The organism is Phytomonospora endophytica (genome assembly GCF_014202425.1).
GTDB classification, from domain to species: Bacteria; Actinomycetota; Actinomycetes; order Mycobacteriales; family Micromonosporaceae; genus Phytomonospora; species Phytomonospora endophytica.
Genome location: NZ_JACHGT010000003.1, coordinates 577,547 through 602,831, shown reverse-complemented (window position 1 = coordinate 602,831; position 25,285 = coordinate 577,547). Strand labels below are relative to the sequence as shown.

18 protein-coding genes are annotated in these 25,285 nt (G+C 72.1%); 7 read left to right on the top strand and 11 right to left on the bottom strand.

Annotation, left to right across the window (positions count from 1 at the left end; all coding sequences use genetic code 11):
• Positions 1-37 precede the first annotated feature (37 nt).
• The 4 genes from HNR73_RS09065 to HNR73_RS09050 are packed head-to-tail and all read right to left on the bottom strand — an operon-like array spanning position 38 to position 4,356.
• Entirely contained in the window at positions 38-1,108 is a 1,071-nt protein-coding gene (locus HNR73_RS09065) for an ABC transporter ATP-binding protein (protein WP_184786846.1), read from the bottom strand.
• Complete coding sequence (locus HNR73_RS09060) at positions 1,108-1,977, bottom strand: carbohydrate ABC transporter permease (RefSeq protein WP_203685783.1); 870 nt, start codon at positions 1,975-1,977, stop codon at positions 1,108-1,110. The genes HNR73_RS09065 and HNR73_RS09060 overlap by 1 nt, the downstream gene beginning before the upstream one ends.
• On the bottom strand, positions 1,974-2,936 hold the full coding sequence (locus HNR73_RS09055) for a carbohydrate ABC transporter permease (protein ID WP_184786845.1): 963 nt from the start codon (positions 2,934-2,936) through the stop codon (positions 1,974-1,976). The genes HNR73_RS09060 and HNR73_RS09055 overlap by 4 nt, the downstream gene beginning before the upstream one ends.
• A 10-nt stretch (positions 2,937-2,946) precedes the next feature.
• Positions 2,947-4,356 carry an extracellular solute-binding protein gene (locus HNR73_RS09050; RefSeq protein WP_203685785.1) on the bottom strand — a complete coding sequence of 470 codons (1,410 nt, stop codon included), beginning with the start codon at positions 4,354-4,356 and terminating at the stop codon, positions 2,947-2,949.
• A gap of 279 nt (positions 4,357-4,635) precedes the next feature.
• Between HNR73_RS09050 and HNR73_RS09045 the strand changes: the two genes are divergently transcribed.
• Positions 4,636-4,824, top strand: a complete 189-nt coding sequence (locus tag HNR73_RS09045) for a hypothetical protein (protein ID WP_184786843.1) — start codon at positions 4,636-4,638, stop codon at positions 4,822-4,824.
• Positions 4,825-4,846: 22 nt separating this feature from the next.
• On the opposite strand, the gene HNR73_RS09040 is transcribed toward HNR73_RS09045, so the two are convergent.
• The 3 genes from HNR73_RS09040 to HNR73_RS09030 form a co-directional block, all read right to left on the bottom strand.
• The gene (locus tag HNR73_RS09040; RefSeq protein WP_184786842.1) at positions 4,847-7,582 is read right to left on the bottom strand and encodes a helix-turn-helix transcriptional regulator; all 2,736 of its coding nucleotides are present in this window, start codon (positions 7,580-7,582) and stop codon (positions 4,847-4,849) included.
• Between the two features lie 168 nt (positions 7,583-7,750).
• Positions 7,751-8,734, bottom strand: coding sequence for an alcohol dehydrogenase catalytic domain-containing protein (locus tag HNR73_RS09035; protein WP_184786841.1), 984 nt, complete (start codon positions 8,732-8,734; stop codon positions 7,751-7,753).
• Between the two features lie 23 nt (positions 8,735-8,757).
• Positions 8,758-9,333, bottom strand: coding sequence for an NADPH-dependent FMN reductase (locus tag HNR73_RS09030; protein ID WP_184786840.1), 576 nt, complete (start codon positions 9,331-9,333; stop codon positions 8,758-8,760).
• A 200-nt stretch (positions 9,334-9,533) separates the two neighbouring features.
• Here HNR73_RS09030 and HNR73_RS09025 point away from each other — a divergent pair, with 200 nt between their 5' ends.
• Complete coding sequence (locus HNR73_RS09025) at positions 9,534-10,910, top strand: MFS transporter (RefSeq protein ID WP_184786839.1); 1,377 nt, start codon at positions 9,534-9,536, stop codon at positions 10,908-10,910.
• A 41-nt stretch (positions 10,911-10,951) separates the two neighbouring features.
• On the opposite strand, the gene HNR73_RS09020 is transcribed toward HNR73_RS09025, so the two are convergent.
• Positions 10,952-14,287 carry a hypothetical protein gene (locus tag HNR73_RS09020; protein WP_184786838.1) on the bottom strand — a complete coding sequence of 1,112 codons (3,336 nt, stop codon included), beginning with the start codon at positions 14,285-14,287 and terminating at the stop codon, positions 10,952-10,954.
• A gap of 162 nt (positions 14,288-14,449) precedes the next feature.
• On the opposite strand from HNR73_RS09020, the gene HNR73_RS09015 reads away from it, so the two are divergent.
• The gene (locus HNR73_RS09015) at positions 14,450-15,307 is read left to right on the top strand and encodes a DUF2382 domain-containing protein (RefSeq protein WP_184786837.1); all 858 of its coding nucleotides are present in this window, start codon (positions 14,450-14,452) and stop codon (positions 15,305-15,307) included.
• Positions 15,308-15,375: 68 nt separating this feature from the next.
• Here HNR73_RS09015 and HNR73_RS09010 read toward each other — a convergent pair whose 3' ends face one another.
• The 3 genes from HNR73_RS09010 to HNR73_RS09000 are packed head-to-tail and all read right to left on the bottom strand — an operon-like array spanning position 15,376 to position 20,732.
• Positions 15,376-18,210 (bottom strand): NACHT domain-containing protein, encoded by a 2,835-nt coding sequence (locus HNR73_RS09010; protein ID WP_184786836.1) that lies wholly within the window; start codon positions 18,208-18,210, stop codon positions 15,376-15,378.
• Positions 18,211-18,267: 57 nt separating this feature from the next.
• Positions 18,268-19,479: an ATP-grasp domain-containing protein gene (locus HNR73_RS09005; RefSeq protein WP_184786835.1), complete on the bottom strand. Its 1,212-nt coding sequence runs from the start codon at positions 19,477-19,479 to the stop codon at positions 18,268-18,270.
• Complete coding sequence (locus tag HNR73_RS09000) at positions 19,479-20,732, bottom strand: ATP-grasp domain-containing protein (protein ID WP_184786834.1); 1,254 nt, start codon at positions 20,730-20,732, stop codon at positions 19,479-19,481. The genes HNR73_RS09005 and HNR73_RS09000 overlap by 1 nt, the downstream gene beginning before the upstream one ends.
• A 188-nt stretch (positions 20,733-20,920) precedes the next feature.
• Between HNR73_RS09000 and HNR73_RS08995 the strand changes: the two genes are divergently transcribed.
• From HNR73_RS08995 to HNR73_RS08980, 4 genes are read left to right on the top strand one after another with little or no spacing between them, the layout of a single operon-like run.
• Positions 20,921-21,922: an ATP-grasp domain-containing protein gene (locus HNR73_RS08995; RefSeq protein WP_184786833.1), complete on the top strand. Its 1,002-nt coding sequence runs from the start codon at positions 20,921-20,923 to the stop codon at positions 21,920-21,922.
• Entirely contained in the window at positions 21,922-23,142 is a 1,221-nt protein-coding gene (locus HNR73_RS08990; protein ID WP_184786832.1) for an AMP-binding protein, read from the top strand. Before HNR73_RS08995 ends, HNR73_RS08990 begins: the two co-directional genes overlap by 1 nt.
• Entirely contained in the window at positions 23,139-24,428 is a 1,290-nt protein-coding gene (locus HNR73_RS08985) for an MFS transporter (RefSeq protein ID WP_184786831.1), read from the top strand. The genes HNR73_RS08990 and HNR73_RS08985 overlap by 4 nt, the downstream gene beginning before the upstream one ends.
• Entirely contained in the window at positions 24,425-25,285 is an 861-nt protein-coding gene (locus tag HNR73_RS08980) for an SDR family NAD(P)-dependent oxidoreductase (protein ID WP_184786830.1), read from the top strand. Before HNR73_RS08985 ends, HNR73_RS08980 begins: the two co-directional genes overlap by 4 nt.

The following is a 25,285-nucleotide window of genomic DNA, read 5'->3' as shown; positions in this document are numbered from 1 at the left end:
CGGTGGCCCGGCGCCCGGACGGGGGCGCCGGGCCACCTCACGCGCCGATGAGTTCACCGTCCTCGGCGCGGTAGAGCAGCAGACGACCCGGGACCGGTGCCAGCCGCACGGCGGCGCCGGGCTCGGGTTCGTCCTCCTCGGGGACGGTCGCGCCGACCAGTTCGTCCCCGCAGTCGACGGTCACCAGCGTCGTCGTGCCCAGGTGCTCCAGGATCGAGACCTCGCCCGCCAGACCCTCGCCGGAACGGCTCAGCCGCACGTACTCCGGCCTGACCCCGACGATGACCTTCTCCCCGTCGGTCACCAGCCCCTCGGCCCCGGCGGGGACCGGCAGCGAACCCCCGGCGACGTCCACGGTGGACCCGCGCACGACACCGTCGAGGAGGTTCATCGGCGTCGAACCGATGAAGTTGGCGACGAAGGTGTTGGCGGGACGCCCGAACACCTCCCGGGGAGTCCCGAGCTGGCGAATGCGACCGGCCTCCATGACCGCGATCCGGTCGGCGAGTGCCAGGGCCTCGGCCTGGTCGTGGGTGACGAAGACCGTGGTCACACCGAGTTCACGCTGGAGGCGCTTGAGGAAGGTACGGGCCTCCAGCCGCAGCCTGGCGTCCAGGTTGGACAGCGGCTCGTCGAACAGGAACAGCGACGGGTGGCAGGCGACCGCGCGGGCGAGCGCCACCCGCTGCTGCTGTCCCCCGGACAGCGCCGCCGGACGCCGGTCCATCAGGTCGGCGAGGCCGAGCTGGACGCCGATCTCGGTGGCCCGCGCGTGCCGGGCAACGCGCGCCTGGCGTTTGATGCGCAGCGGATAGGAGATGTTGTCGATGACGGTCATGTGCGGGAAGAGCGCGTAGTCCTGGAAGACCATCGCGACGTCGCGCCGGGCGGGGGTCACGTTCGTGACGTCCCGCCCACCGATCAGGACCGACCCGCCGGTGGCCTGCTCCAGCCCGGCGATGGTCCGCAGCAGCGTCGTCTTCCCGCAACCCGAGGGGCCGAGCAGCGCGAAGAACTCGCCGTCGTCGATGTCGAGGTCGAGCCGGTCGACGGCGTGCACACCGCCGGGGTAGACCTTGTCGAGTTTCCTCGCCGAGATTCCGGCCATCAGCTCTTGATCCCTCCGTGGAAGCGGAAGCCGTACTTGCGGGAAACGTAGAGGTACATCGCGATCACCGGCAGGGAGTACAGCAGCGAGAAGGTCGACAGCAGCGCCAGGTTCGGCTGCCCGGATTCGGTGTAGAGCGTCCGCATCAGCACCGCCGCCGGCTGCTTGCCCGGATCGCGCAGCAGAATGAACGGGACCAGGAAGTTGCCCCACACGTTGACCACGGTCCACACCGCGATCGTCGCGAGGCCGGGCGCGATCAGCGGTGCCACGATGTCCTTGAGGATCCGCAGCGGCGAGGCGCCGAAGACCCGCGCCGATTCCTCATAGGAACGCGGGACGGTGTCGACGAAGTCCTTGAGCATGAAGATCCCGGCCGGCAGCAGGCCACCGGCCATCACCAGCATCACCGCGAAGCTGGAGTCGATGCCCAGCGCCGGATGGACGCTGTCGCCGATCTCGGAGACCAGCAGGAACAGCGGGACCATCGCGGCGGTACCGGTGACCACGCTCGACAGCAGCAGCAGCACGTAGAGCAGGGCGTCCCGGCCCGGCATGCGCACCCGCGACAGGGCGTAGGCCGCCAGGGCGGCGCCCACGACCACGAACAGCGCCGTCCCGATCGACAGCACGATCGAGTTGAACATCGACCCCCAGGCGTAGGGGTTGGCGTTGATCTCGGCGAAGTTGTCCAGCGTCGCCTCCGGCACGTCCACGGCGTAGGTCGGACTCGCGTCGAAAGGCGCGGTCACCAGCCACAGCAGGGGAAGCGCGAAGAACACCGCGATCAGGCAGGTCAGCGCGTAGAACCCGATCCGGGCGGCCATGCGCCAGGCCGCGCGGCGGGCGTCGTCGTCCGAGATCGTCATGACACGCTCCGTTTGCGCAGCATCCGCAGGTACAGCAGGGCCAGCACGACGTTGGCGACGAGGATCAGCAGCGAGATCGCGCCGCTGTAGCCGAGGCGGCCGTCGCGGATGGCGGTGTTGTACACGTAGACCGACACGATCTCGGAGTCGTCGCCCGGGCCCCCGGCGGTGAGCAGGAAGGGCGTGAAGTCGTTGAAGGTCCACAGCGTGATCAGCAGGGTGTTGGTCAGCGCGTGCCCCCGGATGTGCGGGAACACCACGTCGCGCAGGGTCTGGAGACCGGAGGCCCCGGCCAGCCTCGCCGTCTCCAGCTGCGAGGGCGGCACCGAGGACAACGCCGCGCCGTAGAGCATCAGCGAGAAGGCCGTGCCACGCCAGATGTTGAAGATGATCAGGCTCGCCATCGGATAGTCCACGAACCACGCCAGACCGGGCGTGCCGAGCAGCGCGTTGACCGTCCCGCCGTCCCGGTCGAGCATCGCGATCCACAGGAAGGCCACGACAGAGCCGGGCAGGATCCACGCGAACAACACCAGCGTCTCGACGGTCCGCCGCACCCACCCGGCGACGTTGCGCAGCGACCAGGCGAGGGCGAAGCCGAGTCCGTTCTGGCCGATCACCGCCGAGAAGCCGACGAACAGCAGCGACAGCCACAGCGAGTTGTAGAACGACGGGTCGGCCAGCACATCGGTGTAGTTGCCGACGCCCACGAAGGACGGGCTGACGTGCTTCGGGCCGGTCCGCTCGTAGTCGGTGGCTCCGATGTAGAGCGTCCACAGCGCGGGGAACAGCAGGAAGACGCCGATGAGCAGCAGCGCGGGCGCGACGAACGCGAAGGCCCGCGCCCGGCCGAGCCCGACCACGTCGGTCGCCGCGGCGGCGGCGAGCGGCGGATCGACGGCGACCGCGCCGTGGTGGCTCGTCCCGGCGGCGGCCCCGGCCGCCGGGCCGTCGTTCACGCCGGAGGGGTCACTGTGTCGCGATGTGTTCGGCACCGACGATGCTCTCCAGCGTCTTCTGATAGGCCGCGGCGGCCTCCTCGACCGAGGCGCCGTCCACGATCGCGTAGGTCGCCTCCTGGAGCGCCGTCGAGACCTGCAGGTAGGACAGCTCGCCCGGCCGGAACCGGGTCAGCGGCACGACCTCGGTCGCGATGAAACTGAGCATCGGGTCCGCGGCGAGGACCTCGGCGTTGACGTCGTCGCGCTGGGTGATGCGCGGAGTGTCCTTCACCAGTTCCTTGACGGTGTCGGCCGAGGCCATGAACCTCATCAGCTCCCAGGCCTGCTGCGGGTACTCCGTGTTCGGGTTGAGGACCTGCGCGGCCCCGCCCGACATCGACACGAAGTCCTGCCCGCCGATGCCCGCGCCCGGCGTCATCGCCGGGATCTTGGCCCAGCCGACCTTCTCATCACGGTCGGGCATCGGCGCCACCGCCGAACCGGGCTTGATCACGTCCCGCCAGAAGTAGTCGCTCTCCAGGAGCATCCCGATCCGCCCCTTCGAGAAGCCCTCGAAGGACTTGTCGCGCCCCTTCGCCTCCTGCTGGAGCGTGGCGTCGCCGAGGTCGCCCGAGTAGACCTGGTGGTACAGGTCGAGGACCTGCCGGACGGCCGGGGAGTCGCCCTGCCACTTCCCGTCGGCGAAGATCTCCTTACCGGTGCCGGCCAGCAGCGGCAGGACACCCTGCATCGTCGTCGCCTCGCCCATCGCGGTACCGGCGTTGAGCTGGATCGGCGTCGCGTCGGTCTTCTCGGCTATCGCCTCGGCCGCGGTGATGATCTCCGCCCAGCTCGACGGCTGCCACTCGGCGGGCAGCCCGGCGGCGGCGAAGACGTCCTTGTTGAAGTAGATGACGCGGCCGTCGGTGCCCGAGGGGATCCCGTAGCGCTTACCGCCGTAGGAGGCGTTCTGCTGCACCGAGGTCTGGATCTGCGTCCAGCCGTCCCAGCCGTTGGCCGCGTCGGCACCGGCGACCTCTTCGAGCGGCTTGATGAAGTTCGAGGCGGCGAACTCGCCGACCCAGATCCCGTCGATGTCGATGATGTCGGCGCCCTTGCCGGCCTCCAGGTCGAGGCCGATCTTGCTCTTGTACTCGGCGTCGTCGACCCCGTTGGGCTCGAAGTTTATGTGGGCGGTGACGCCCTGCTCCTTCTGCTGCTCCACGAACTTCGGGATCACGTAGTTCGCGAGGAAGTCGGCGCCTTCGGCGTTCTTGCCGCCCGCGATCGCGTTGGAGGTGACGGTGAGCGTGTACTCCTTGGCGTCGGCGTTGCGATTCGGGTCGGTGGACGCCTCCTCGGCGCCGCCGCCGAGGCATCCGGCGGCCGCCGCCGCGGTCAGTCCCGCGAGGGCCAGGACGCGGCCGGCGCGTCGCACCGGCCCCCATGTCGGTAACGAGCTCGGTCGGCGCATCGCGGGTCACCCTCTTCACTGAGGCGGCGTCGACGGCCGCCGGTGGGCTTGGGATCACCGAACGAGCCGGTCGTCTTGGAGGCCCGACCCTAGTCAGGACAAATCGTCGATGTCAACAGTTCGGCGCGGTGGCACCGGAAGCCGCCGATCGGGGACCCGGTCCGGATATGCGCTCGTCTGTACGTTCCGGGGGTAGCGTCCGGGCCGTCCCCTCCTACACCGCGCACGGTCAAGGGAGAAGCCATGAAGCTCCGCTCGATTCCCGCACGACTGCTCGACCGTCTCGTTCCGCGTGCCTCGGCGGCGGCCCACTGCGTGTTCTGCGCGCCGCGGTGCCGTCCCGACGGGATCCTGGAGATGTGGTGCCGCAACCAGTGCACCGACGAGCAGTACAGCGGCGGCGTGATCGGCACCTGCGAACCGCCGAAGTAGTCCTCGCCCGGTCCGGTGGCGGTCAGCCGCCGCCGGACCGCGGCAGCCGGCCCAGTTCGGCGCGCGAGGCGACCCCGAGTTTCGGGTAGGCCTTGTACAGGTGGTACCCGACGGTCCGGGGGCTCAGGAACAGCTGTGCGCCGATCTCGCGGTTGGTGAGTCCGTCGGCCGCCAGCCGCACGACCTGCGACTCCTGCGGGGTGAGCCCGGCGAAGGGGTCGTCGGGTCCGGGGGCCTGGGCGGTGACGCTGTCCCCGGCGGCGCGCAGTTCGAGGCGGGCGCGGTCGGCCCAGACGGTCGCGCGGAACCGCGCGAAGGCCTCGGCGGCCTGCCGGAGGTGAGGCTTGGCGTCGTTGACGCGTCGCCGCCGCCGCAGCCATTCGCCGTAGAGCAGGGTGGTGCGGGCGGCCTCGAACGGGCGGTCGCCCGGCAGGGCGTGGGTGGCGAGTGCCTCGGTGAAGTGCTCCTCGGCGTTCGCGTCGTCGAGGAGGGCCCGGCAGCGGGTGACGACGGCCCTCGCCCAGGGCATGCCGGTGGCGGTCGCCCAGCTCTCGAAGAGCTCGAAGGCGTCACCGAGCTGCGGTGGGCCGTTCAGGCGGGTCGCCGATTCGACGAGGTCGGGGACGTAGGGGATGAGGTCCAGCCGGTGGGGCCGCGCCAGGGTCGTCGACAGGCGTTCGTGCGCGGCCTCGAAGCGGCCCAGTCCGAGGTCGAGGAGCGCGAGTGGGCCTTCGCCGATCGAGCCGGCGCGGTCGCCCGACATCGCCAGGATCTCGGCCATCAGCCGCGTGCAGCGCTCCTCGTCGCCTTCGATGGCGGCGAGGTAGGCCAGGACGCTCGCGGGCACGCCGAACAGGAGGGCGCTGGAGCCGATGTCCTTGGCCAGCCCCACTCCCTCGGTCGCCGCGTCGAGAGCCTGGCCGTGGGCGCCGCTGTACAGGCGGGCGCGGGCGAGCAGCCCCAGCGCTCGGGGCAGCACGCCGAGCGCGCCTCTGGCCCGGCAGCGCGCCACGAGGTCCTCGGCTCGCTCCAGTCCGGTGACGTGGTCGCCGAGCATGAGGTGCCACACCACGACGGTGGTCCCGTCGGCGAGTGCGGTCGGGCCCTTCCCGGTGTGGACGACGCCGAGCATGCGGCGCAGCGCGTCGAGCCCGTCGGCGGGGGTCTTTCCGGCGCGGCCGTTGATGCCGGCGGCCGTGGTGGCGATCGCGGCGACGCGGTCGGCGTTGCGCAGACCGAGTGCGGCGGCGCGTTCGGCGTCTTCGGCGGCGGCGGGGAAGTCGCCGGTGAGCCAGGCCAGTTCGGCGGCGTTGAAGAGCAGGTAGCTGGCGTTGTCCTGCGAGTGGGGGGCGACGCGGAGGGCGGCGTCGGACCAGATGCGGTGGGCGGCGGCGGGGCTGCCGCGCCAGTTCGCCGCCGAGCCCCGCACGCGCGCCACATGCGCGAGCGCGATCTCGTCGGCGAGGTTGCGGGCGGCCTGGTCGGCGAGGGCGTCGGCGCGGTCGAGCTGCCCGGCGTCGAGGGCCGTGCGGGCCGCGGCGAGGAAGCGGCGGCCGCGTTCGGCCGGTAGCGGACTCAGCGCCGCCGCACGCGCGTAGCCGCTGGTCACGGCGGCATATCCGCCGCGGGTGAGGAGGGCGTCGGTCTCGGCTTCGAGGAGGGCGGCGACGGTCTCGTCGGTGCCGGTGGTCGCCGCCGCGAGGTGCCACGCGCGCCGGTATCCGTCGACCTGGGCGTCGAGGACCGTGGCGAGCGCCTCGTGCGCGGCGGCACGCTCCCGGGTGGCCGCCCCCTGGTAGGCGGCGGCGCGGATCAGCGGGTGCCGGAAGAGCAGCTGCTCACCGGCCGGGCGGAGCAGATCACGGCTCTCGACGAGGTCGAGGTCGTCGAGGGTCGCGCCGAGCCGCTCGGCGGCGGCCAGGACGGTCGTGGTGCTGCGGGTGTCGTCGGCGGCGGCGATGAGCAGCAGGTTGCGGGCGCCTTGGGGGAGAGCGGCGATGCGGTCGCCGAAGCTGCGCTGGATGCGGCCGTGGGTGGGCAGGCGGGCGATGCCGGCGGTCTCGGCGCCGAGGTGCCCTTCGCGCTGGGCGGCGGCCAGCTCGCGCAGGGCGAGGGGGTTGCCGCTGGATTCGGCGCGGATCAGGTCGCGGACGTACCCGGGCAGGTCGGCGGCGTGCGCGGCGAGCACCTCACCGGAGGCGTCGTCGTCGAGCGGGGACACGGTGAGCTCGTCGATGCCGTCGGCGGCGAACGCCGGCGCGTGGGAGTCGCGGGCCGTCAGGATCATCACGACGCCCTCGGCCTGGAGCCGCCGGGCGACGAAACGCAGGACCGCGGTCGTCTCGTGGTCGAGCCAGTGCACGTCGTCGACGAGGCACAGCACGGGCGCGTCCTCGGCGAGTTCGGTGAGGAGGCTGAGGACGGCGAGGCCGACGAGGAACCACTCGCGGTCGCCGTCGGCGGCCAGGCCGAGGGCGGCGCGGAGGGCCGCGGCCTGCGGCTCGGGGAGCGACCCGATGCGCCCGACGTGCTCGCGCAGCAGGAGATGCAGCCCGGCGTAGGGAAGCTCCGACTCGAACTCGGCTCCGGAGCTGCGCAGGAGCGTGAACCCATCGGCATGGGCGGCGCAGTGGTCGAGGAGCGCGGACTTGCCGATCCCGGCCTCGCCGCGAAGGACGAGCGCGGCGCTGTGACCGTCCCTGGCCGCGTCGACCAGCCGGTCGAGTCGGGCGATCTCGGAGGGGCGGCCGAACAGCATGGGCGCGATTCTATGCGGAGTGACCTCGGCGGGAACGTGAACGCCCGTCCGGTTCACCCCGTTCATGGCGATCGGTGCCGGCGGGGGCCCGCCTGAACGTGTGGGGGGTGATGGAGGCCACCACCCCGCCACCGGACCGCCGGCCCCCGCCGGCGGTCCACACCACGGCTACGGGACCAGTACGACCTTCCCGACAGTCGACCGACCTTCCAGGGCGGTGTGCGCCGCTGCGGCCTCCGCGAGGGGGAACTCCTCGGTCAGCGCGATGAGTCGTCCGGCGGCCCCTTCGGCGAGGGCCTGGGTCTCCAGGCTGCGGATGCCGCCGGGGCGGGCGACCATGCGCGGGCCGAGGGCGACGGTCACCTGCAGGGACTTGGCGTAGAGGTCGTCGGCGGTCAGTTTCGTGGCCTCCCCCGCCGACCAGCCGTACATGATGAAACGGCCGCCGGCGCCCAGCAGGTCCAGGGTCTCGCGCCCGGCCGCGCCGCCGACGCTGTCGAAGGCGACGGTGATCGCTCGGCCGCCGAGGGCCTCGCGGACCAGTTCGGGCCAGTCGGGCCGCGTGTAGTCGACGGTGATCGCCTGCGGCGCCACGGACTTGACGTGTGCGAGTTTGTCGCCGCTCGCGGCGGCCACGACGACCGCGCCGAGCCCGGCGGCGGCTTGCACCAGCAGCGACCCGATGCCACCGGCGGCGGCGGTGACGAGGACGACGTCGTCGCCGCCGAGGGCCGCCACGTCGAGGATCCCGACGGTGGTCCGCCCGGTGCCGACGAGCGCGACGGCGGCGGCGTCGCCGAGCCCGTCGGGGATCGCATGCACGGCCTCGGCCTCGCGGACGGCGAGTTCGGCGTAACCACCGCTGGCGATGCCGAGGTGCGTGACGACCCGCCGCCCGATCCAGGCGGTGTCGACGCCGTCGCCGACGGCCTCGACGACTCCGGCCACCTCGCGGCCGGGCGTCATCGGCAGTTCCGGGTCGGCGAAGGGGTGGCCCCCGGCGGTGCCGCCGCGGATGGCGGCGTCGAGCAGGTGGACCCCGGCGGCCTTCACCCTGATGAGCAACTGCCCGGGACCGGCGACCGGATCGGGCACCTCCTCGAAGCGCAGCGTCTCGGCGGGACCGACCTCGTACTGGCGAACGGCGTGCATGGTGTGGGCTCCTTCCCGGAGGCTCAGGCGGCGTAGGCGGTTTCGAGGCGGGCGGCGCGCAGGGCCCGGCCCCACCAGGCGAGCTGGCCGAGCATGCCCTTGGCGGCACCGGCGAGGGCCTCCGGATCGGCGAAGCGGCCCTCGGCGTCGAGCAGCGACCAGTAGTTGACCAGGCCGATCGTGTCGCGCACGGTCAGCGCGTGCACCTCGGGGAAGATCTGCCGCAGGTGCTCCACGGCGCGCTGTCCGCCGACCATGCCGCCGTAGGAGACGAAACCGACCGGCTTGGTGTGCCATTCGCTCTGGTAGTGGTCGATCGCGGCCTTGAGGGAGGCGGGGTAGCTGTGGTTGTACTCCGGCGTGACGACGATGAACGCGTCGGCGTCGTGCAGGCGGGCCGACAGGCTCTTCACCGTCGGGTGGTCGTCGCTGTCGCCGGTGATGCGGTGCGGCAGTTCCAGCTCCAGCAGGTCGACCACGTCGACGTCGAAACCACCGAACGCGCGGGCCTCCCCGGCGACCCACTCGGCCGGCACGGGCCCGAAGCGGCCCTCGCGGGTGCTGCCGATGATGACGGCGAGTTTGAGGTTGTCGTTCATGGAAGGGCTCCTGTCTCGACGCTGTGAGCACCGGTCTCGGTGCCGGGCCAACGCTATGGACGCCGCGACCGGCCGCCATCTGTCGCGTGACTGGGGTCGGTGACCGGTCGCCCGCACGTCACCGGTGACCGAGGTCCCGGTAGGCGTGACCAGTCACCCGACAGATGCCTCCCCGGGTCGTTGATCCATAGCGTTCGGGCATGACTCAGCCGCACACCCCCACCACCGAGACGGCCGCCCCACCGCGCTGGGCGCCCGTGTTCGCCCTCGCCCTGGCCATGGTCGTGGTGACCTCCGACCTCATGCTCGCCGCCGTCGCCCTGCCGAGCATCGGCACCGACCTGAGCGTCGGTCCCGCCGCCACCGCCTGGGTCCTGCTCGGCTACGCCCTGCCCATGTCGGCCGCGGCGATCCCGGCGGGCCGCTGGGCCGACCGCGCCGACATCCGCAAGGTCTTCCTGCTGTCGATGTTCGGAGTCGGTGCCGCCAGCGTCCTGGTCGCCGTGGCCCCCACCTTCTGGTTCCTGATCGCCGCGCGCTTCGTCCAGGGGCTCGCCGGATCGCTGGTCCTGTCGGTCTACATGCCGATCGTGGCCGCGGCCGTCTCACCCGACCGGCGCGGGCGCGCCATCGGCTACATCATCACCGTCATGACCATCGGCTCCATGGTCGGCGCGCCCCTGGGGGGACTCGCCGTCGGCGCCTTCGGCTGGCGCGGGCTGTTCCTGCTGAAGCTGCCCGTCGTGGCCGCCGCCCTGTGGCTGGGATGGCGCGCGATCCCCGGCAACGGCAAGGGCCTGCCCGTGCCCGACCGCGTCCTGATCCGCGACGCCGTCGTCATGGGCGGTGCGGTCGCCGCGATCCTGCTCGCCTTCGACCGGATCAGCGAGCAGCCCGTCCTGTCCGCCGTCCTCGGCGCCGTAGCCGTCGTCCTGGCCGCCGGGTGGCTGCGGCTGCGCAGTTCGGCGCCGCTCGTCGCCGTGGTCCGCCGCCGCACGATCGGGATGGCGTTGCTCGGCCTGTTCCTGATGTCCTTCTCGATCGGGCTGATCTCCTTCCTGCTGCCCTACTTCGTCGTCGACGAGATGAGGCTCAGCCCGGCCATGACCGGCGTCGCCCTGCTGTTCCTGTCGGGCGCCATGGCCCCGGTCGCGCCGATCGCGGGCAAACTCGCCGACACCTTCGGCGCCTACAAGGTCGCCGTGGCCGGCGCGGTCGTCTCCGTGGCGACGCTGGCCACGATGCTCACCATCGACGCCGACTCCGGACTCTTCGGCCTGATCTGGCGACTGGTCCTCATCGGCATCGGCTCCGCCCTGTTCAACGGCCCCATCAACACCGCCCTCATGGCCGCCACGCCCGCCGACGCGATCGGTTCGGCCGGGGGAGCCTTCGCCACCGTCCGGACCCTCGCCTCGACCGTCGGGCCCGCGGTGACCGCCCTGGCCTGGACCGTCGGCGGCGGCGGGATGACCGGCTTCACCATCGGCGTGACCACCCTCGTCGTGGTCTACGTCGCCGGCACCGTCGCGCTCCTGGCGGCGAGTCCGTCGCGGGGGAAGACGCGCACGGCGTGACGACCCCGCACGGCCGCCGGACCCCGCGACGGGACGGCGGCCTATTCGGTCAACGTGAAGACGTCCAGCGCGGCGGCCCGGACCTCGGGCTCGGCATGCCGCCGCAGGCGCGACAGCAGCCCACGCCACGGCGGGTCGGCCGAGGACCACCCCGCACCGAAACCGGCGCCGCCCTCGACCAGCGCGAGCGCGAAGAACCCCCCGGCGACGTCCCCGCGTCCGGCCAGGGTCTCGGCGGCCGACCACAGGGCACGCGGTGAGTCCGGCCGCCGTGTGCTGATCGCCCCGAGAAGGTCCTCCCGCGCGCGGAAGGCCGCGATCGGACGGCCCGCGAACAGGTCGGCGACCGGCCCGAGCGCACCGGCGATCGCGTCGGCGTCGGCCGAGGCGAGATCCACCGACGCGATCAGCAGCCGCGCCGCCGCATCCAGGTGATCCGGGGCGGCGGCGAGGAGCCCGCCCGCGCCGACGAGAGCCGGTCGCACCGACTCCCGCGGCGCCCAGCGCAGGCGGTACATCACGATCCGCACGAGCTCGCCGAGCCGCTGCGCGGCCGGTCGGTCCCGATCAGGGGCCTCGACGTTTCCGGCCGCCAGGAGCGCCGCCACCGCGACGGCCACCGCGTCGGTGTCCGGGACGACCACGACCAGTTCGGCCAGGGCCTGCGCGGCGGTCCGCCAGTGCGCACGTTCGTCGAGATCGGCGACGGCGGCGGCGATCCGCGCGCCCGCGTCGGGCGCCCACGACGCCCACAGCGGATAACCGCTCCAGGCCGCCGCCGCGACCGTCACCCGCGGATGATCGCAGGCGGCGGCCACGAGCCCGCCGTAGCGACCGCGGTGTCGTGGCGCCGTACCGAGCGGATCGGCACCGACGACCGCGAGCGCGACGGCCTGTTCGTCGTCGCCGACGGCGTCGTCGAGGATCTGCCAGGCACGGGGATCGTCGAGATGCCCCCGGACGGCCGACACGATCGCGACCTTGAGGTCGCGGTGCGGCTCCGGCCGCCAGACTCCCGCCAGCGCGTCCATCGCACCGGGCACAGACAGACCCGACAGCAACCGCGCGGCCCCCTTGCGCGCGGTGACCTTGCGGCCCTCGGTGAGGACGCCGCCCAGCAGCGGGGCGAGACGCGACGGTGGAGTGAAGCGGGCCGCGCGCCCGGCGGCGTGGACGGCGACGTGGGCACGGTCCCCGTCGACGTGCGCGAGAAGGAGCTCCAGGGCGTCGGCGGGCCGGTCGGTCCAGGCGAGCGCGCCGAGCGCGGCCTCGGCGAGGGCGACGTTCGGGGAGTCGACGTACTTGGTCACGGGCGTCCACCCGTGCCCGGGGATTCGCGCGGCGGCCTGGACGGCGGCGGCCCGCCGGTGCTGCGGGGTGCCGGCGTCGGCGGCGACCGCGGCCAGCAGCTTCGCGTATACCGCGCGTTGCCGTGGGAGCCAGCGGCCGAGGTGCCAGGCCCAGTCGGGCACCCAGCGGGCGCCTTCGGCGATGTGGCGGCCCGAGGGTGCCTTGTCGAGGACGAGGTCGATCAGATCGGTGCGACTGCCGCACAGGACGCTCCACACGATCGGCAACGTGACCGTGGAGGTGTCGCCGCGGACGATCTCCTCGACGCGGGCCGCACGGGTCTTCGGGTCGTCCAGCCAGAGGTGGACGCCGCGTGTGATGACCGGGACGACGTTGCCCGGGTCGCAGGCCTCGCGCAGCAGCCGCTGGAGTTCGCCGAGGCCACGGGCGCGCCGGCCCAGCGCGCTCGCCACCGCGAACAGCGGCTCGAAGCGGGAGCGCCGCACCCCGGCCTCGACCCACGGGAGCACCGCGCGCGAGAAGTCCCGCTCCTGCCCTTTCCGCAGTACCCGGTCGAGCCGCCCGAGCTCGGGCGTCCCGGAACCGAACAGCAGGTCGAAGGTGCCGGTCGCCCAGGCGAGGAGTGGCCCGTCGCCGCTGTGCGCGCCCAGGATCCGGGCGGCGAGATCACCGAGCGCCGCACGTGTCGCCCACGATGAGTCGCGGGCTTCGACGGCGTCGCGGACGAGTGTCCCCAGTACGGCGGCGTCGGCCGGGTGGAACCGCGCGGGCGGCACGGACGCGAGGGCCGCGAGCACCGGTGCCCGGACCGGGTCCTGCTCGTTGCGAAGGCGGTCGAGCGAGTTGAGGGCCACGGCGAGCGCGCCCGGGCCGGACGAGCGGACCGCGCATGCGATGAGCAGGCGGTAGGCCTCCGCGCGGTCGGCGGACTCGTGGCGGCGGGTCGCGGTGAGCAGCACCGGGTGCGCTTCGGCGAAAGGCAGGAACGCCGTGTACCGCAGTACCGCGTCCTCATCACCGGCCACGACGGGCAGCGCGAGGCATCGGCGGGCCTCGGCGACGCGGCGTTCGTGCGGAAGCGCGGCCAGGACCGGTGTCGCCAGGGGCTCGGGACTCTCCTCGCGTTCGGCGGTGACGGCGTCGAAGAGTTCGCCGCGGCGTGCCGGTGGGAGCGCGTCGAGGAGTTCGGCGAGGCCGTCGTCGCCGGTGAAGGAGCCGATGAACGCGGCCAGCACCGGTGTGTCGGCCTTGGCGATACGGCGCAGGACGCCCGATTCGCGCCATTGGCGCCGGGCGGCGGTCTGCTCGGTGTCGGTGAGGAGCCGGACGGCGCGTGCGGGGTCGGCGGCCGCGATCCGGCCGAGGGCGATGTTCAGGCCTGAGACCGACGGCAGCCCAGGGTGGGTCTCCAGCAACTCGGCGACGCGTTCGGGGAAGGCGCCGGCGGCGGTCAGGACGCCTGGGCCGTGCCGCGACCACCACCGGGAGCGCAGGGTGTCGGGCAGGGCGCCGAGCAGGCGCCGGGTCTCGTCGAGGACCGGGCCGGGATGCCGTCGCGCGAGCACCGTCCAGGAGGCGACCGAGGCGCCCAGCTCGGGGAGCAGCCTGGCGACGGTGCCGGTCGCGCAGCCCGCGAGCAGTTTCGCCGCCTCGCGGTCGCCGAAGCGGGTGCGGACGGGCCCGATGAGGGCCTCGGCGACCGGGGCGGCGTGGCGGGCGAGTCGATACACGCGTGCCCGCAGTTCGGCGGGAGCGTCGGTGATCACCTCGGCCAGCAGGCCCGGGTCGACCGGCCGCGCGTGGATCACGCGCAGAGTCCGGGCCATGATCCGCGGGTCCTCGTCGCGCAACCCGGTGAGAACGGACGCCTCATCGCGGGAGACGGCTCCCATGGTCACCGCGAGGTGGCGGTGGTCGGCGTCTCCGGACCACAACTCACCCAGCAGAGCCGGGAGGGTTCCGGCGGCCGCGAGTTCCCGCGCCCTGGCGGCCAGGAGCCGCATGCGTCCGGGGTAGGGGAGCGGGTCGAGTTCGGCGAACAGCTGGGAGACCTGGGTGGCCGGCATGCCGTCATCCTGCCCCAGGCGCGCCACGGCGGGCACGGGCTTTCGCCGCACCGGAAACCGATCACCAGGAAACCACTGAACACTTTGTGTTTATGGCGTGATCACCATGGGTAGTCGGGTTGATGACAGGCCTACGCGAGCGGATCTTTCGGGGGGATACCAATGATCGGCCAAGCGCAACTCGCCCAACTCCACGACGCGACCGTGTACGACTCGGCCGGCGAGAAGATCGGCGGGGTGAAGCAGGTCTTCGTCGACGACGCCACCGGGGACCCGGTCGTGGCCAGCGTGCACACCGGCTTCTTCGGGATGAGTGAGAGTTTCGTCCCGGTTCACGACGGCGACCTCAGCGACGACGGTCGCGTCCGGCTCAGCGTCGACAAGGACAAGGTCCGCGACGCGCCACGCCTCGAACCGTCCGGCGACGGCGACGACGTCCATCTCAGCAACGAACAGCTCGGCGAGCTGTACGCGTACTACAACCTGCCCTACGGCGGCGGCCGTCGCGGCTACGACCGCGCCGACATGCAGGACACCGGACAGCCGATGGCCGGACAGAACACCGCGCAGGGTCGCGCCGAGGTACCCGGCACCGAGGCTCAGGACGCGGCGATGGCCGGCATGGCCGGCTCGGTCGCGGGCGGCGCCGCCGACACCGACTCGCCCGAGGTCACCCGGTACGAGGAGCAGCTGCACGTCGGCACCGAACGCGTCGAGAGCGGCCGCGTGCGACTCCGCAAGTACGTCGTGACCGAGAACGTCACCAAGACCGTCCCGGTACGTCACGAGGAGGTCCGGGTCGAGCGCGTCCCGGTCGAGGGCACCGCCGGCGGCGAGCACGAGTTCACCGACGAGACGATCGAGGCGACGACCTACGCCGAACGGCCCGTCGTGGAGACCGAGGCCGTACCGGTCGAGAAGGTCCGTCTGGAGAAGGACGTGCGGACGACCGATCAGGAAGTCACCGGCGAGGTCCGGCACGAGGAGATCGACGTCGACGACGGACGTCGCGAAAGCTAGCCCACCGCGGCCGGTGCCGGGGCGTTCACGCGCCCCGGCACCGTCACCGTCCTCCGACGGCCGCGTGCTCAGGAGACGCCGTAGTCGGCGTCCCGGACGAAGATCGTGACGTCGTGCCCGATCCAGTCGTGCAGGAAGGACGCGTCCTCGCGGGAGAGCAGCTCCACGCCCGGCGGCGACCAGTCGAGCGAGTACGACTTCCGGCGAGCCTTGCACAGCCGCAGCGCGATCCCGTCGGGGAAGTCGTCCAGACGCCGGTCGGACTCCACCACCAGCTCGCCAAGCGCGAGCACGAGGTAGAGCACGGCGCCGAGCACCTCCCGGCGGTGCCCGGCCGCGCGGGCGAGGGCCCGGTCGCCGAGCGCGAGCACGGCGGGCACGAAATCCGGGTCGCCGGGCATGCGGGGCAGCGTGGTGAGCTGGTGCAGGCGATGCGGATGGCGCACCGAGCGGTGGACGTAGGCGAGGTCGCGCAACGCGCCGGTGCGCGAGGCGGGGTCCGTCCCGGTGAAGGCCGAGGCCAGCAGCGCCATCGCCGAGGAGTACGGCGGGCGCCGGGTGTAGGCGTGCAGCTCGCTGCCGAAGAGGCGGTCGAAGAGGGTCTCCAGGAAGTCGACGGGCAACTCGCGCAGCGGCAGCGATCGCTGCTCCAGGCAGAACTCCCACAACCACGGATGCGCCTGGCACAGCTGCCGCACCTGCCCGGGGTCACGCGCCAGACGTTCGGCCGTGACCGCGGCGAGCACACCCGGGACGGCCCCGGCGTGCCGGAAATGCGGCCCGAGCAGCAACCGCAGCCCGCCGTGCGCCGACGAGGTCGGCATCCGCTCCAGGAAGCCCGACAGGACACCCCGCAGCGCCTCCCGGTTCAGCGGGACGGTGTCGGCGGTCAGGATGCAGAACTCCCGTAGTACACCCGCCTGCGGCTGTTCGGCCCGCTCGGCCTCGGCGAGCAGCTCCAGGATCATCTGCGAGGACCCGGCGGCGCTGTTCTGGCTGACGATGCTCACGCACATCTGCGCCAGGACCGGGTTCTTCTGCGAGACGATGTGCGGTACGAGTTCCCGGGCGAGCCGGTCGACGGAGGCGGCGTGCCGCACGTGGTGCCGCGCGGCGAAGTACTCCATCAGGCTGCGGTGGGTGAAGGCGAAGATCTCCTCGGCGTCGTCGTTGAGGCCGATGTCGGTGAACAGCCAGCCTCGTCCCCGGCACAGTTCGATGACCTCCCCGGCGAGCCGTTCGGCCTCCCGGCGGTCGGCGACGACCTCGGAGAGCAGGTTGCGGGCGGCGACCGTCCGCAGTTGCCGCTCGGTCATCCCACCCTGGTACTCGGGCGTGTGCAGCATGAGCGCGGCGATCTCGATCAGCGCGATCTCGTAGGTGTCGACCTCCCAGGTCCCGTCGACGATCCCCCGGGAGAGGTCCCAGTCGCGCAGCAGCAGTTCGACGCACTTGCGGTAGATCTGCGTGCGCCGCCGGGGGATGTCGGCGTGGCCCCGGTAGAGCACGCAGATGAACGACAGCATGAGCGGATTGCTGCGCAGGTCGTGGATCGAACCGCTGGTCTCCATGAAATGAGCCGTGGAGTCTTGGAGGGCCTTCCCGTCGAGCCCGGCGGCCAGGCGGAACCAGCGGCGCGCGTACTCCTCGACCCGGTGGACGTCGAAGGGTTCGATCTCCAGTTCCCGGAACAGGTCGGCGTCGAGCCGGATCGCCGGGTAGCCGATGCTGCGGGCGGTGACCAGGATCGCGCTGAGCGGAAAGGCGTGGCCGACGGCCTCGATCGTCCGTGACACCGACTTGCGGCGGGCCAGGGAGGTCACCTCGTCGACCCCGTCGAAGACGACGAGCGCGCCGCCCTCCAGCAGCGTCCGCTCGACCAGCCCGCGCGGCGGGCGGAGCTGGAAGCCGCGGGCCAGCCGCCGCTCGATCTCGCGCACCACGTCGAAACCGGAGGGATCGAGGTTCAGCTCCCGCACGGGCAGCAGGAACACCGGGCCGCGCTCGCGCGACCAGCCGATCCCGACGATCCGGCTCAGCGTCGACTTCCCCGCGCCGGGGTTGCCCACGATCACGGTCCGGTCCAGTTCCTCGACGATGCGGTCGACGCCCGTCGGCTCCGGCGCCTCCCGGCCCGCCGTGCGGCCCGGTGGGCGCACCCGGACGTCGACGCGCGCCGACGCCGGTGGTGACACCTCCGGCTCGACGTACAACTCGGTGTGCGGCACCTCGCGACGGGTTCCCAGGTCGGGGAGGGGGATCCGCCCGTACGCCCGCTCGAACTCGCCGCGGTACTTGGTCAGCCAGCGTTCGTCCTCGCCCTCGTCGCCGGTGTCGGCCAGGACGGCGAGGTAGCGCTCGATCGACTCGACGGTGGCCAGCGAGAGCGTCGCCTGGGCCCAGTTGAAGGACTCGCCGGGCTGCACGGGGTATTCCGTCAGCTGTGCGGCGACCCGCTCGCAGGCGGTGTCGAGGCTTTGCCACAGTGCGTCGAAGGCGGGCCGGAACGACGCGTCGAGGGCGCGGCGGCGTTCACCGGTGTCGTCGCCGAACAGGTGCCCGGTGAACAGCGCGAAGAGGGCCTCGCGCAGGCGTTCGGCACCGGCCCCACCGGGCCCGGTGATGCGCAGCGCGATGAGCTGCTTGGCGAAGGCCTGGAAGCGGGGGAGCCCGACGACCTCCAGCAGCCGTGCGTAGGTCACCGTCGGCGGCAGGTCGAAGACCAGCGACAGCGCCGAGAAGTCCCCCGTGTGCGGCCCCCGGATGTGCTGGAGCCGCCCGAAGGCGTCCGGACCGCGCACGTGACCCTTGCGGATCAGCGCGAACCACGCCCGCTGGACGAACGGGCGGGCGGCCGCGGTGAGGACGTTGGTGAGGATCGGGACGAGCCTGGTCAGGTCCACCCCACAGAGGCTAGGCCCGGCCCAGGCGGCGATGCCAGGGCCGAACGGGCAGCGGCCTCAGCGCGGTTCGGCGCTCACCCGGAAGTCCCGCGCGGTCGCCTCGATCGCCGCGGTCACCTCGCCCGATCCCCTGCCACGGAAACGGAAGCGCCCGCCGACGTGCTCGTAGTAGGCGTCGGCGGCGGGCAGGATCTCCCCCGGCCGCAGCAGCGCCTCGGCGTAGGGACCGGGGACGCGGCCGGTCATCGGCGTCGCCTCCGTGATGCGGCAGGGGCGGGCCGCGGGCGCGGGGACGAGCAGCCACCCCGCGGTCTCTCCGGCACGGAAGTCCCGCCAGGGCAGGGGATCGAGGCCCATCGACAGGCGGAATGCCGCCTCCATGAGGTCATAGCCGTGCACCTCGCGCCACAGGAAGGGGATCTCAGCGCCGCCGACGCGGGCGCCCACTTCGAGGAAGGCGCAGTCGCCGCTGTCCTCGTCGACGAACAGCTCCAGGTGGAAGGGCGTCGGGCCCTCCGACAGTGCCGACAGGACCCTGGTGGCGAAGGCGCCGATCGCGTCGAGGAGCGCCTCGTCGTCCTCCTCGACCGAGCCGAGGACGTCGCCGGTGCGGAAACCCAGGCAGGTGTTGAGATAGCGCGACGCGCGCCAAGGACCGAGCGCGACCCCGTCGAAGAGCCCGTCGACGTGGAAGATCTGCCGGGCGTCGAAGGACTGGGCGAGCAGCGGCTCGTCCTCGAAGTCCAGCATGGACAGCGCGTCGGCGGTGTCCACCAGGGAGACTCCCTCGCTGGCGCTGCCGATCCGCGGCTTGAGCACGACCGGCCGGCCGTGCCGCCCGGCGAAGGCCGCGACCTCCCCGGGCGAGGACACCGTCGCGAACGCGGGCGAGGCGATCCCGGCGGCGGCGACGGCCTGGGCCATGACCAGCTTGTCCCGGAAGGGCAGCAGCGCCTGTGCCGAAGGACCGGGGCAGCCCCACTCGGCGCGCAGCCGCGCGGCGACGAGCAGGTCGTCCTCCTTCAGCGCGACGATCGCGGCCGGCGGCCCGTGGTCCTCGGCGAGCTGCTTGACGCGATCGGCGACCCCCGGCAGGTCGTCGGTGGCGGCGACGAGGACGACCTCGGCCGCGTCGGGCGGGACCGCGACCGCGCCCACCTCGGTCGTCACATAGGTGACGGCGTGCGTACGGTGGTCCAGGTAGCGCTCGTACTCGGCGTAGCGCGCCGCCCAGCGGTGGATCACCACGACGTGCGGCCGCTCGGTCATCACGACTCCGCCACGTCGTAGAAGCCCGCGCCGTCGAGGTGACGGAAGGTCCCGAAGTCGCGGTCGACGATCTCCTCGACCGGGTGGCAGAAGTTGGCGATGAAGGGCGTGGACAGGTCGTCCACGGTCGGTGTGAGCCGGTCGCCCGGCTTCACCAGCGGGCGCACGTCGTAGAGGCTCTCCAGCGCCTCGACCCGGTCCAGCAGCGGGTAGGAGCGCAGTTCGGCGTCCACCGTGGACACCGCGAGCGCCGAGATGAAGTGCCGCTTCAGCTCGTAGTCGTCCTTCCAGCGCGCGGCGAAACGCTCGGGCCGTACGTAGGCGTCGACGACCCACTCCATCTGCGCCTCCCCGATGCACTCGGTGGCGTAGAAGGGCGTGTCGAAACCGGCCGTGCGGGCCCCGACCTCGACCAGGCACGGGCCGTCCGGGGTCAGTTTGAGCTCCATGTGCGCCGCTCCGTGCCGGATTCCGAGCGCGTCGAGGACGTCGAGGGCGTAGGGCACGATCTGCTCCTGCACCGGTCCACGCCGGGGCAGCAGGCGGATCCCGCAGCTGAGGTCGGGGATGCCGTTGGCGCTGAGCTTCTCGTACTTCCACAGGTCGGTGACGTGGTGCTGCCCGTCGAGCCCGACGGTGTCCACGACGTACTCGCCGCCGATCAGGTACTCCTGGGCGATCGCGCCCTCGTTGCGGGTGGAGAAGACGTTCTCGGCACCGAGGATCCGCCGGTAGGCGGCGACCGACTCCCCGGGGGTGTCGCAGAACGTGACGCCGTCCCCGGCGGCGCTGCGCACGGGCTTGACCACGATCCGGCCGCCGAGCCCGCGATGCCACTCGGCGAGTTCCTCGGCGTCGGTGATCAGGAGCTGGCGCGTCGCGCGCAGACCGGCGGCCCGGACGGTCTCCATCTGCACGTACTTGTCGCGCCGTGCCGGGCTCAAGGCCGTGCCGTTGGTGAGCAGGCCCATGGCCTCGCTGAGGGTGTCGGCGAGTTCGACGCCCATCTCGCCGCCGGCGACGACCGCCTCGGGGGCGTAGGCCCGCAGCGCGTCGACCGTGGCGGCGACGTCTCCACTGTGGACGATGTTGGCGGCATAGGGCGACAGGTCGAATCCGGTCCGGTAGACCCGCGGTGGTTCGGGGGTGGACTGGACCCGCACGACCTCGTATCCGGCCTTGGCGAACTCCGGGGCGAGGCGCCGGTTGGGCGCGTACACGTCGACGATCACGACGTGCCTTGGCGAGCTCATGGGAATCCTCCACGGGTCTGAAGATGCGCGACCGGGCCAGGATCGCCGTCGCCGCTACAGATCCGCCACGAATCGGCCGGGCCCGGCGCGCAACGGATCCGCAGCGGATCTGCAGGCGTCGTTGCCAGACTCGCCCGGTCTCCACCCCGCCTGACACGGCGGTTCCCCTCGACCCGGATCGGTGAGCGATGACTGAGCTGACGAGCACCCTGCGGCGGATGATCTGGCTGTTCCCAGATCGCGAGTCGACGCGCACGAGAGTCAAGTGGAGCGCGGCCTTCTGGGAGACCTACGCCGAGCTCGCCAAGGAGATCGGCCTGACCTTCGAGCGCGTCGCCCCCGAGGCCGTGGTGATCGACGCCATGGACCCCAAGCGCCCCAAGGTGTACATCGACCGGGAGATCGTCACCCGCGAGGAGACGCTGTTCATCACGTCCCCGTACACGCTGCCCTACCAGTCGGCCGACACCTTCAACCAGCTGACGCTGTACCAGGTGCTCCACGAGGCGGGCTTCTACCTTCCGCACCCGGCGGACATGGCCGTGCTGTTCAACGACAAGCTCGCCACGATGTTCCGCTTCGCCGACTGCCCGGTGCCGTCGGTGCCGACGATCCGGATCGGCTCGGGCCGCGACCTCGTCTACGACGACTACGAACCGGCCATCGCCGGCCTGCCCTACCCGGCCTTCGCGAAACCGGCCGGGTGGTGCTCCTCGCGTGGGATCAACCTGGCCCGCGACTCCCACGACGTGCGGGGCCTGCTCAGCCTCGCCCACGGCGGCGACACCACGATGGTCTTCCAGCCCTACCTGGGCAACGGCACCGCCGACTACCGCGTCTTCATGATCGACGGCGAGCCGCGCGGGGCCATGCTCCGCGCGCCCGGCGACGGCGCCCTCTACCCGCAGTTCAGCACCGGCGCGAAGGTCCGCTGGGTGGACGTGCCCGACGAGCTCGCCGAGGCCGTCGCCTACTTCGGCGACAAGCTCACCGTCCCCTTCGCCTGCGTCGACTTCCTGCACGACGGCGAGCGCTTCTACTTCTCCGAGATCGAGCTCGACGGCAGCATCCTGTGCCCCGATCCGACCGATCCCGAGGCCGTCCGGATCCAGCGTGAGCTGATCATCGCTCGCTTCGAGGCGTACCGCTCCGGCCACGCACGCCTGTTCGCCGCGAAGGGCGGCGCGTGATGTCGGGCTTCCACTCCACCTACCCCGGCGGACGCGACACCGCCCGCGCGATGCTCGGCGGGCTGCGCACGGTCCCCGCGCTCGCCGACCGCTACAGCGACCTCGTGGCCCTCGACAGCCTCGAAGACCTCGTGCACGTCCCGGTGATGTTCAAAGAAGACCTCAACATCGCCCTCGACCACCTCCAGCCCAGGGCCCACGAGGGCGCGACCTGGATGTTCCAGAGCGGCGGCACGACGGGCTCCCCTCAACTGGGCTTCGCGCCCAGCGGCCTGTACATGTCCGAGGTCCACGACCAGTGGAAGCCCATCGGTCCCGACGACCTGTTCGTCAACGGCTGGAGCGCCGGGCGGATGTGGGGCGGCCACTACCTGGTCAGCGCCTACGCCGACCTGACCGGCTGCACCGGGATCGGCCTGGGCGCGGTCGGCCGCGCGGAGTACGACGCGTGGCTGGACTTCTTCGCCAAGCGGCGGGTCACGTCCTTCGGGGGCGCCCCGAGCACGCTGCGCCAGCTCTTCGGGCACGCGCGGGAGACGGGCGTGAAACTCCCCGACCTGCGGACCGTGCTGTGGCTCGGCGAGGGTTGGCACCCCCAGCTCGATGAGGACATCCCGGCCGTCGCACCCAACGCGCGGCGCTGGGGCCTCTACGGCAGCACCGAGACCTGGGTGATCGCGACCAACACTCCCGACTGCCCCGACGACACCTGGCACCCGCTGCCCTCGCAGCTCGTCCACATCGGACCCGACCAGCTCATCGACTTCACCTCGCTCAAACCGCACGGCCTCAACCCGGTGCTGCGCTACCAGACCGGCGACGCGGGGGAGTGGGTCGTGTGCCGCTGCGGCGAGCCCGGCCCGGCCCTGCGGCTCCTCGGCCGCCGTGACGGGATCGTGTTGTTCCGCGGCTTCGGACTCGACGTCGACGCCACCATCGGCGACCTGTCGGTCCAGCCGGGCGTGTCGCGGATCCAGCTTCGCATGACCACTTTCGAGACCAGGCTCGACCACCTGGAGATCCTGGTGGTGCCCGCCCGCGACGCCGCCTCCGACCTCGCCGAGCGGCTCCGCGCGCACATCCTCAGCGGCGGCTTCGGACCCGGCGTGCTGTTCCAGAACGACCCCTCGTCCTTCGAGGTCCGGCTCATCGACGCGGCGATCACCAACGAGCGCACCGGCAAGAGCGCCAACCTGATCCGCCTCAAGGACGAGTCGTGAGCGCCGCGAAGATCCGGCTCGGCCGCGACTTCAACCTCCTGTGGGCAGGCCAGACCGTCAGCTACGTCGGCGACAAGGTCAACATGTTCGTCGTCCCGACGGTCATGATCCTCTTCCTCGACGCCTCCGCCTTCCAGGTCGGCCTGGTCGGCATGGCGCAGTGGGTCGCGATCCCGCTGCTCAGCCTCGTCGCCGGGGTCCTCGTCGACCGCTGGAATCTCCGCTCGACGCTGATCTGGTGCGACGTCATCCGCTTCGCGGTGATCTTGATGCTCCCGGTGGCCTACTGGCTGGACGTCCTCAGCGTGCCGCTGGTGTGGGGGAGCGTCGCCGTGGTCAGCGCGGCCTCGGTCTTCTTCAACATCGGCTACACCGCGACGATCTCGGCGATCACCACCGGCGAGGGCCGCGTGAAGGCCTACTCCAACATGGAGACCAGCCGAACGACCTCCGAGGTCGTCGGCCCGGCCATCGCCTCCGGTCTCTACCAGCTCATGGGCGTCGCCTCGCTGCTCGTCGACGCCGTCACCTACCTGCTGTCGGCCGCCGGGATCCGCGCGATGCGCCCCTACGGCGGTGGCGCCGGCCGCTCCCAGTCGATGCGGACACGCCTCAAGCGCGGCTTCCTCCTCAACTGGAACGACCGCGTCCTGCGCGGCACGATGCTGGCCACCCTGCTGTCCAACATCGGCGGCCCGATCTTCGTCGTCGTCATGCCGATCCTCGCCTACCGCGGCCTCAACCTCTCGGTCGGCGTCTTCGGCACCGTGATGTCCGTGGCCGCCCTCGGCGCCGTCGGCGGGGCACTGCTCGCACAGCGCGTCAGCCGCTGGTTCGGCGCCGCCCGGGTCATGCCCTGGGCGATCTTCCTGCACTCCTTCGTCGGCCTCGGCGTCCTGCTCGCACCGGCGCTGCCCGCCGCGATCGTGCTCGGCGCGACGCTGACCTGCTACGGGATGACGATGGTCTGGTACAACATCAGCACCGCCGCGATCCGCCAGGCCCGCGTCCCCGCCGAGGACCAGGCCGTCTCCCACGCCGCCTTCCGCACCGTCACCTGGGGCATCATCCCCCTCGCGGCCCTGTTCGGCGGGATCGTCGTCGAACAGCTCGACGGCCCGCTCGGGATCCTCGACGCCGCCAAGTACACGATGGTCGGCGCCACCCTCATCGGCACCTTCCTCGCCTGGATCCCCATCGCCGGGAGTCAGCGCCGCCTCGACCGGGAGAAGGCCGCCGCCGAGGCACTCGCCGCCGACGGCGAGGAGAAGGTGAGCGCCACGTGAACACCGGCCGGGTAGTCCTCATCACCGGAACCTCCTCGGGAATCGGCCTCGCGGCCGCCGTCCAGGCGGCACAGGCCGGCTACACCGTCGTGGCCACCATGCGCGACACCACCCGCTCCGACGCGCTGCTGAAAGCCGCCGCCGAAGCCGGGGTCACCGTCGACGTCCGCCGCCTCGACGTCACCGACCCCGAATCCGTCGCCGCGTGCGTCACCGCCGTCGCCGACTCCTACGGGCGCCTCGACGCGCTGGTCAACAACGCCGGCCGCGCCAACACCTTCGCCACGATCGAGACCTGCGACCTGGCGACCTACCGCGAGGTCATCGAGGTCAACTTCCTCGGCGTCGTCGCCGTCACCCGCGCCGGCCTGCCCCACCTGCGCGCGGCGGGCGGGCGGATCGTGACGGTCGGCAGCACCCGCGGCCTGATCGGACAACCCTTCAACGAGGGCTACTCGGCGGCGAAGTTCGCCGTCGAGGGCTTCATGGAGAGCCTCGCGCCCACCGCGGCCGGCATGGGCGTCCGCGTGGTCATGGTCGAGCCCGGGCCCGTGTTCGAGACCGCCTTCGGCGCCAACTCCGGCCTCACCCGCGAATCCCTGCTCACCGAGGCCGGGCCCTACCGCAGGGTCTTGGAGCCCTACCTCGACTGGGTCGCGCGCGGCGCCCACCCCGGTGCCCAGACCGGAAGGGAGATCGCCGAACACATCGTGACCGCCCTCACCGACCCCGAACCGCCCTTCCGGGTCCTGACCAGCGACTGGGCCCGCGAGTACACCGCGATCAAGTACACCGACCCCGAAGGCGGACGGGTACGCGCGATGACCGCGTCCTGGCTCGCCCGCGAGGAGGACTGA

What these genes read in the sequence shown, in the direction of transcription:
- HNR73_RS09065 (WP_184786846.1), bottom strand. Translation starts at nt 1,108, where the DNA reads ATGGCCGGAATCTCGGCGAGGAAACTCGACAAGGTCTACCCCGGCGGT.
- HNR73_RS09020 (WP_184786838.1), bottom strand. Translation starts at nt 14,287, where the DNA reads ATGCCGGCCACCCAGGTCTCCCAGCTGTTCGCCGAACTCGACCCGCTC.
- HNR73_RS09060 (WP_203685783.1), bottom strand. Translation starts at nt 1,977, where the DNA reads ATGACGATCTCGGACGACGACGCCCGCCGCGCGGCCTGGCGCATGGCC.
- HNR73_RS09015 (WP_184786837.1), top strand. Translation starts at nt 14,450, where the DNA reads ATGATCGGCCAAGCGCAACTCGCCCAACTCCACGACGCGACCGTGTAC.
- HNR73_RS09000 (WP_184786834.1), bottom strand. Translation starts at nt 20,732, where the DNA reads ATGAGCTCGCCAAGGCACGTCGTGATCGTCGACGTGTACGCGCCCAAC.
- HNR73_RS09040 (WP_184786842.1), bottom strand. Translation starts at nt 7,582, where the DNA reads ATGCTGTTCGGCCGCCCCTCCGAGATCGCCCGACTCGACCGGCTGGTC.
- HNR73_RS09030 (WP_184786840.1), bottom strand. Translation starts at nt 9,333, where the DNA reads ATGAACGACAACCTCAAACTCGCCGTCATCATCGGCAGCACCCGCGAG.
- HNR73_RS09045 (WP_184786843.1), top strand. Translation starts at nt 4,636, where the DNA reads ATGAAGCTCCGCTCGATTCCCGCACGACTGCTCGACCGTCTCGTTCCG.
- HNR73_RS09025 (WP_184786839.1), top strand. Translation starts at nt 9,534, where the DNA reads ATGACTCAGCCGCACACCCCCACCACCGAGACGGCCGCCCCACCGCGC.
- HNR73_RS09005 (WP_184786835.1), bottom strand. Translation starts at nt 19,479, where the DNA reads ATGACCGAGCGGCCGCACGTCGTGGTGATCCACCGCTGGGCGGCGCGC.
- HNR73_RS08995 (WP_184786833.1), top strand. Translation starts at nt 20,921, where the DNA reads ATGACTGAGCTGACGAGCACCCTGCGGCGGATGATCTGGCTGTTCCCA.
- HNR73_RS08990 (WP_184786832.1), top strand. Translation starts at nt 21,922, where the DNA reads ATGTCGGGCTTCCACTCCACCTACCCCGGCGGACGCGACACCGCCCGC.
- HNR73_RS09035 (WP_184786841.1), bottom strand. Translation starts at nt 8,734, where the DNA reads ATGCACGCCGTTCGCCAGTACGAGGTCGGTCCCGCCGAGACGCTGCGC.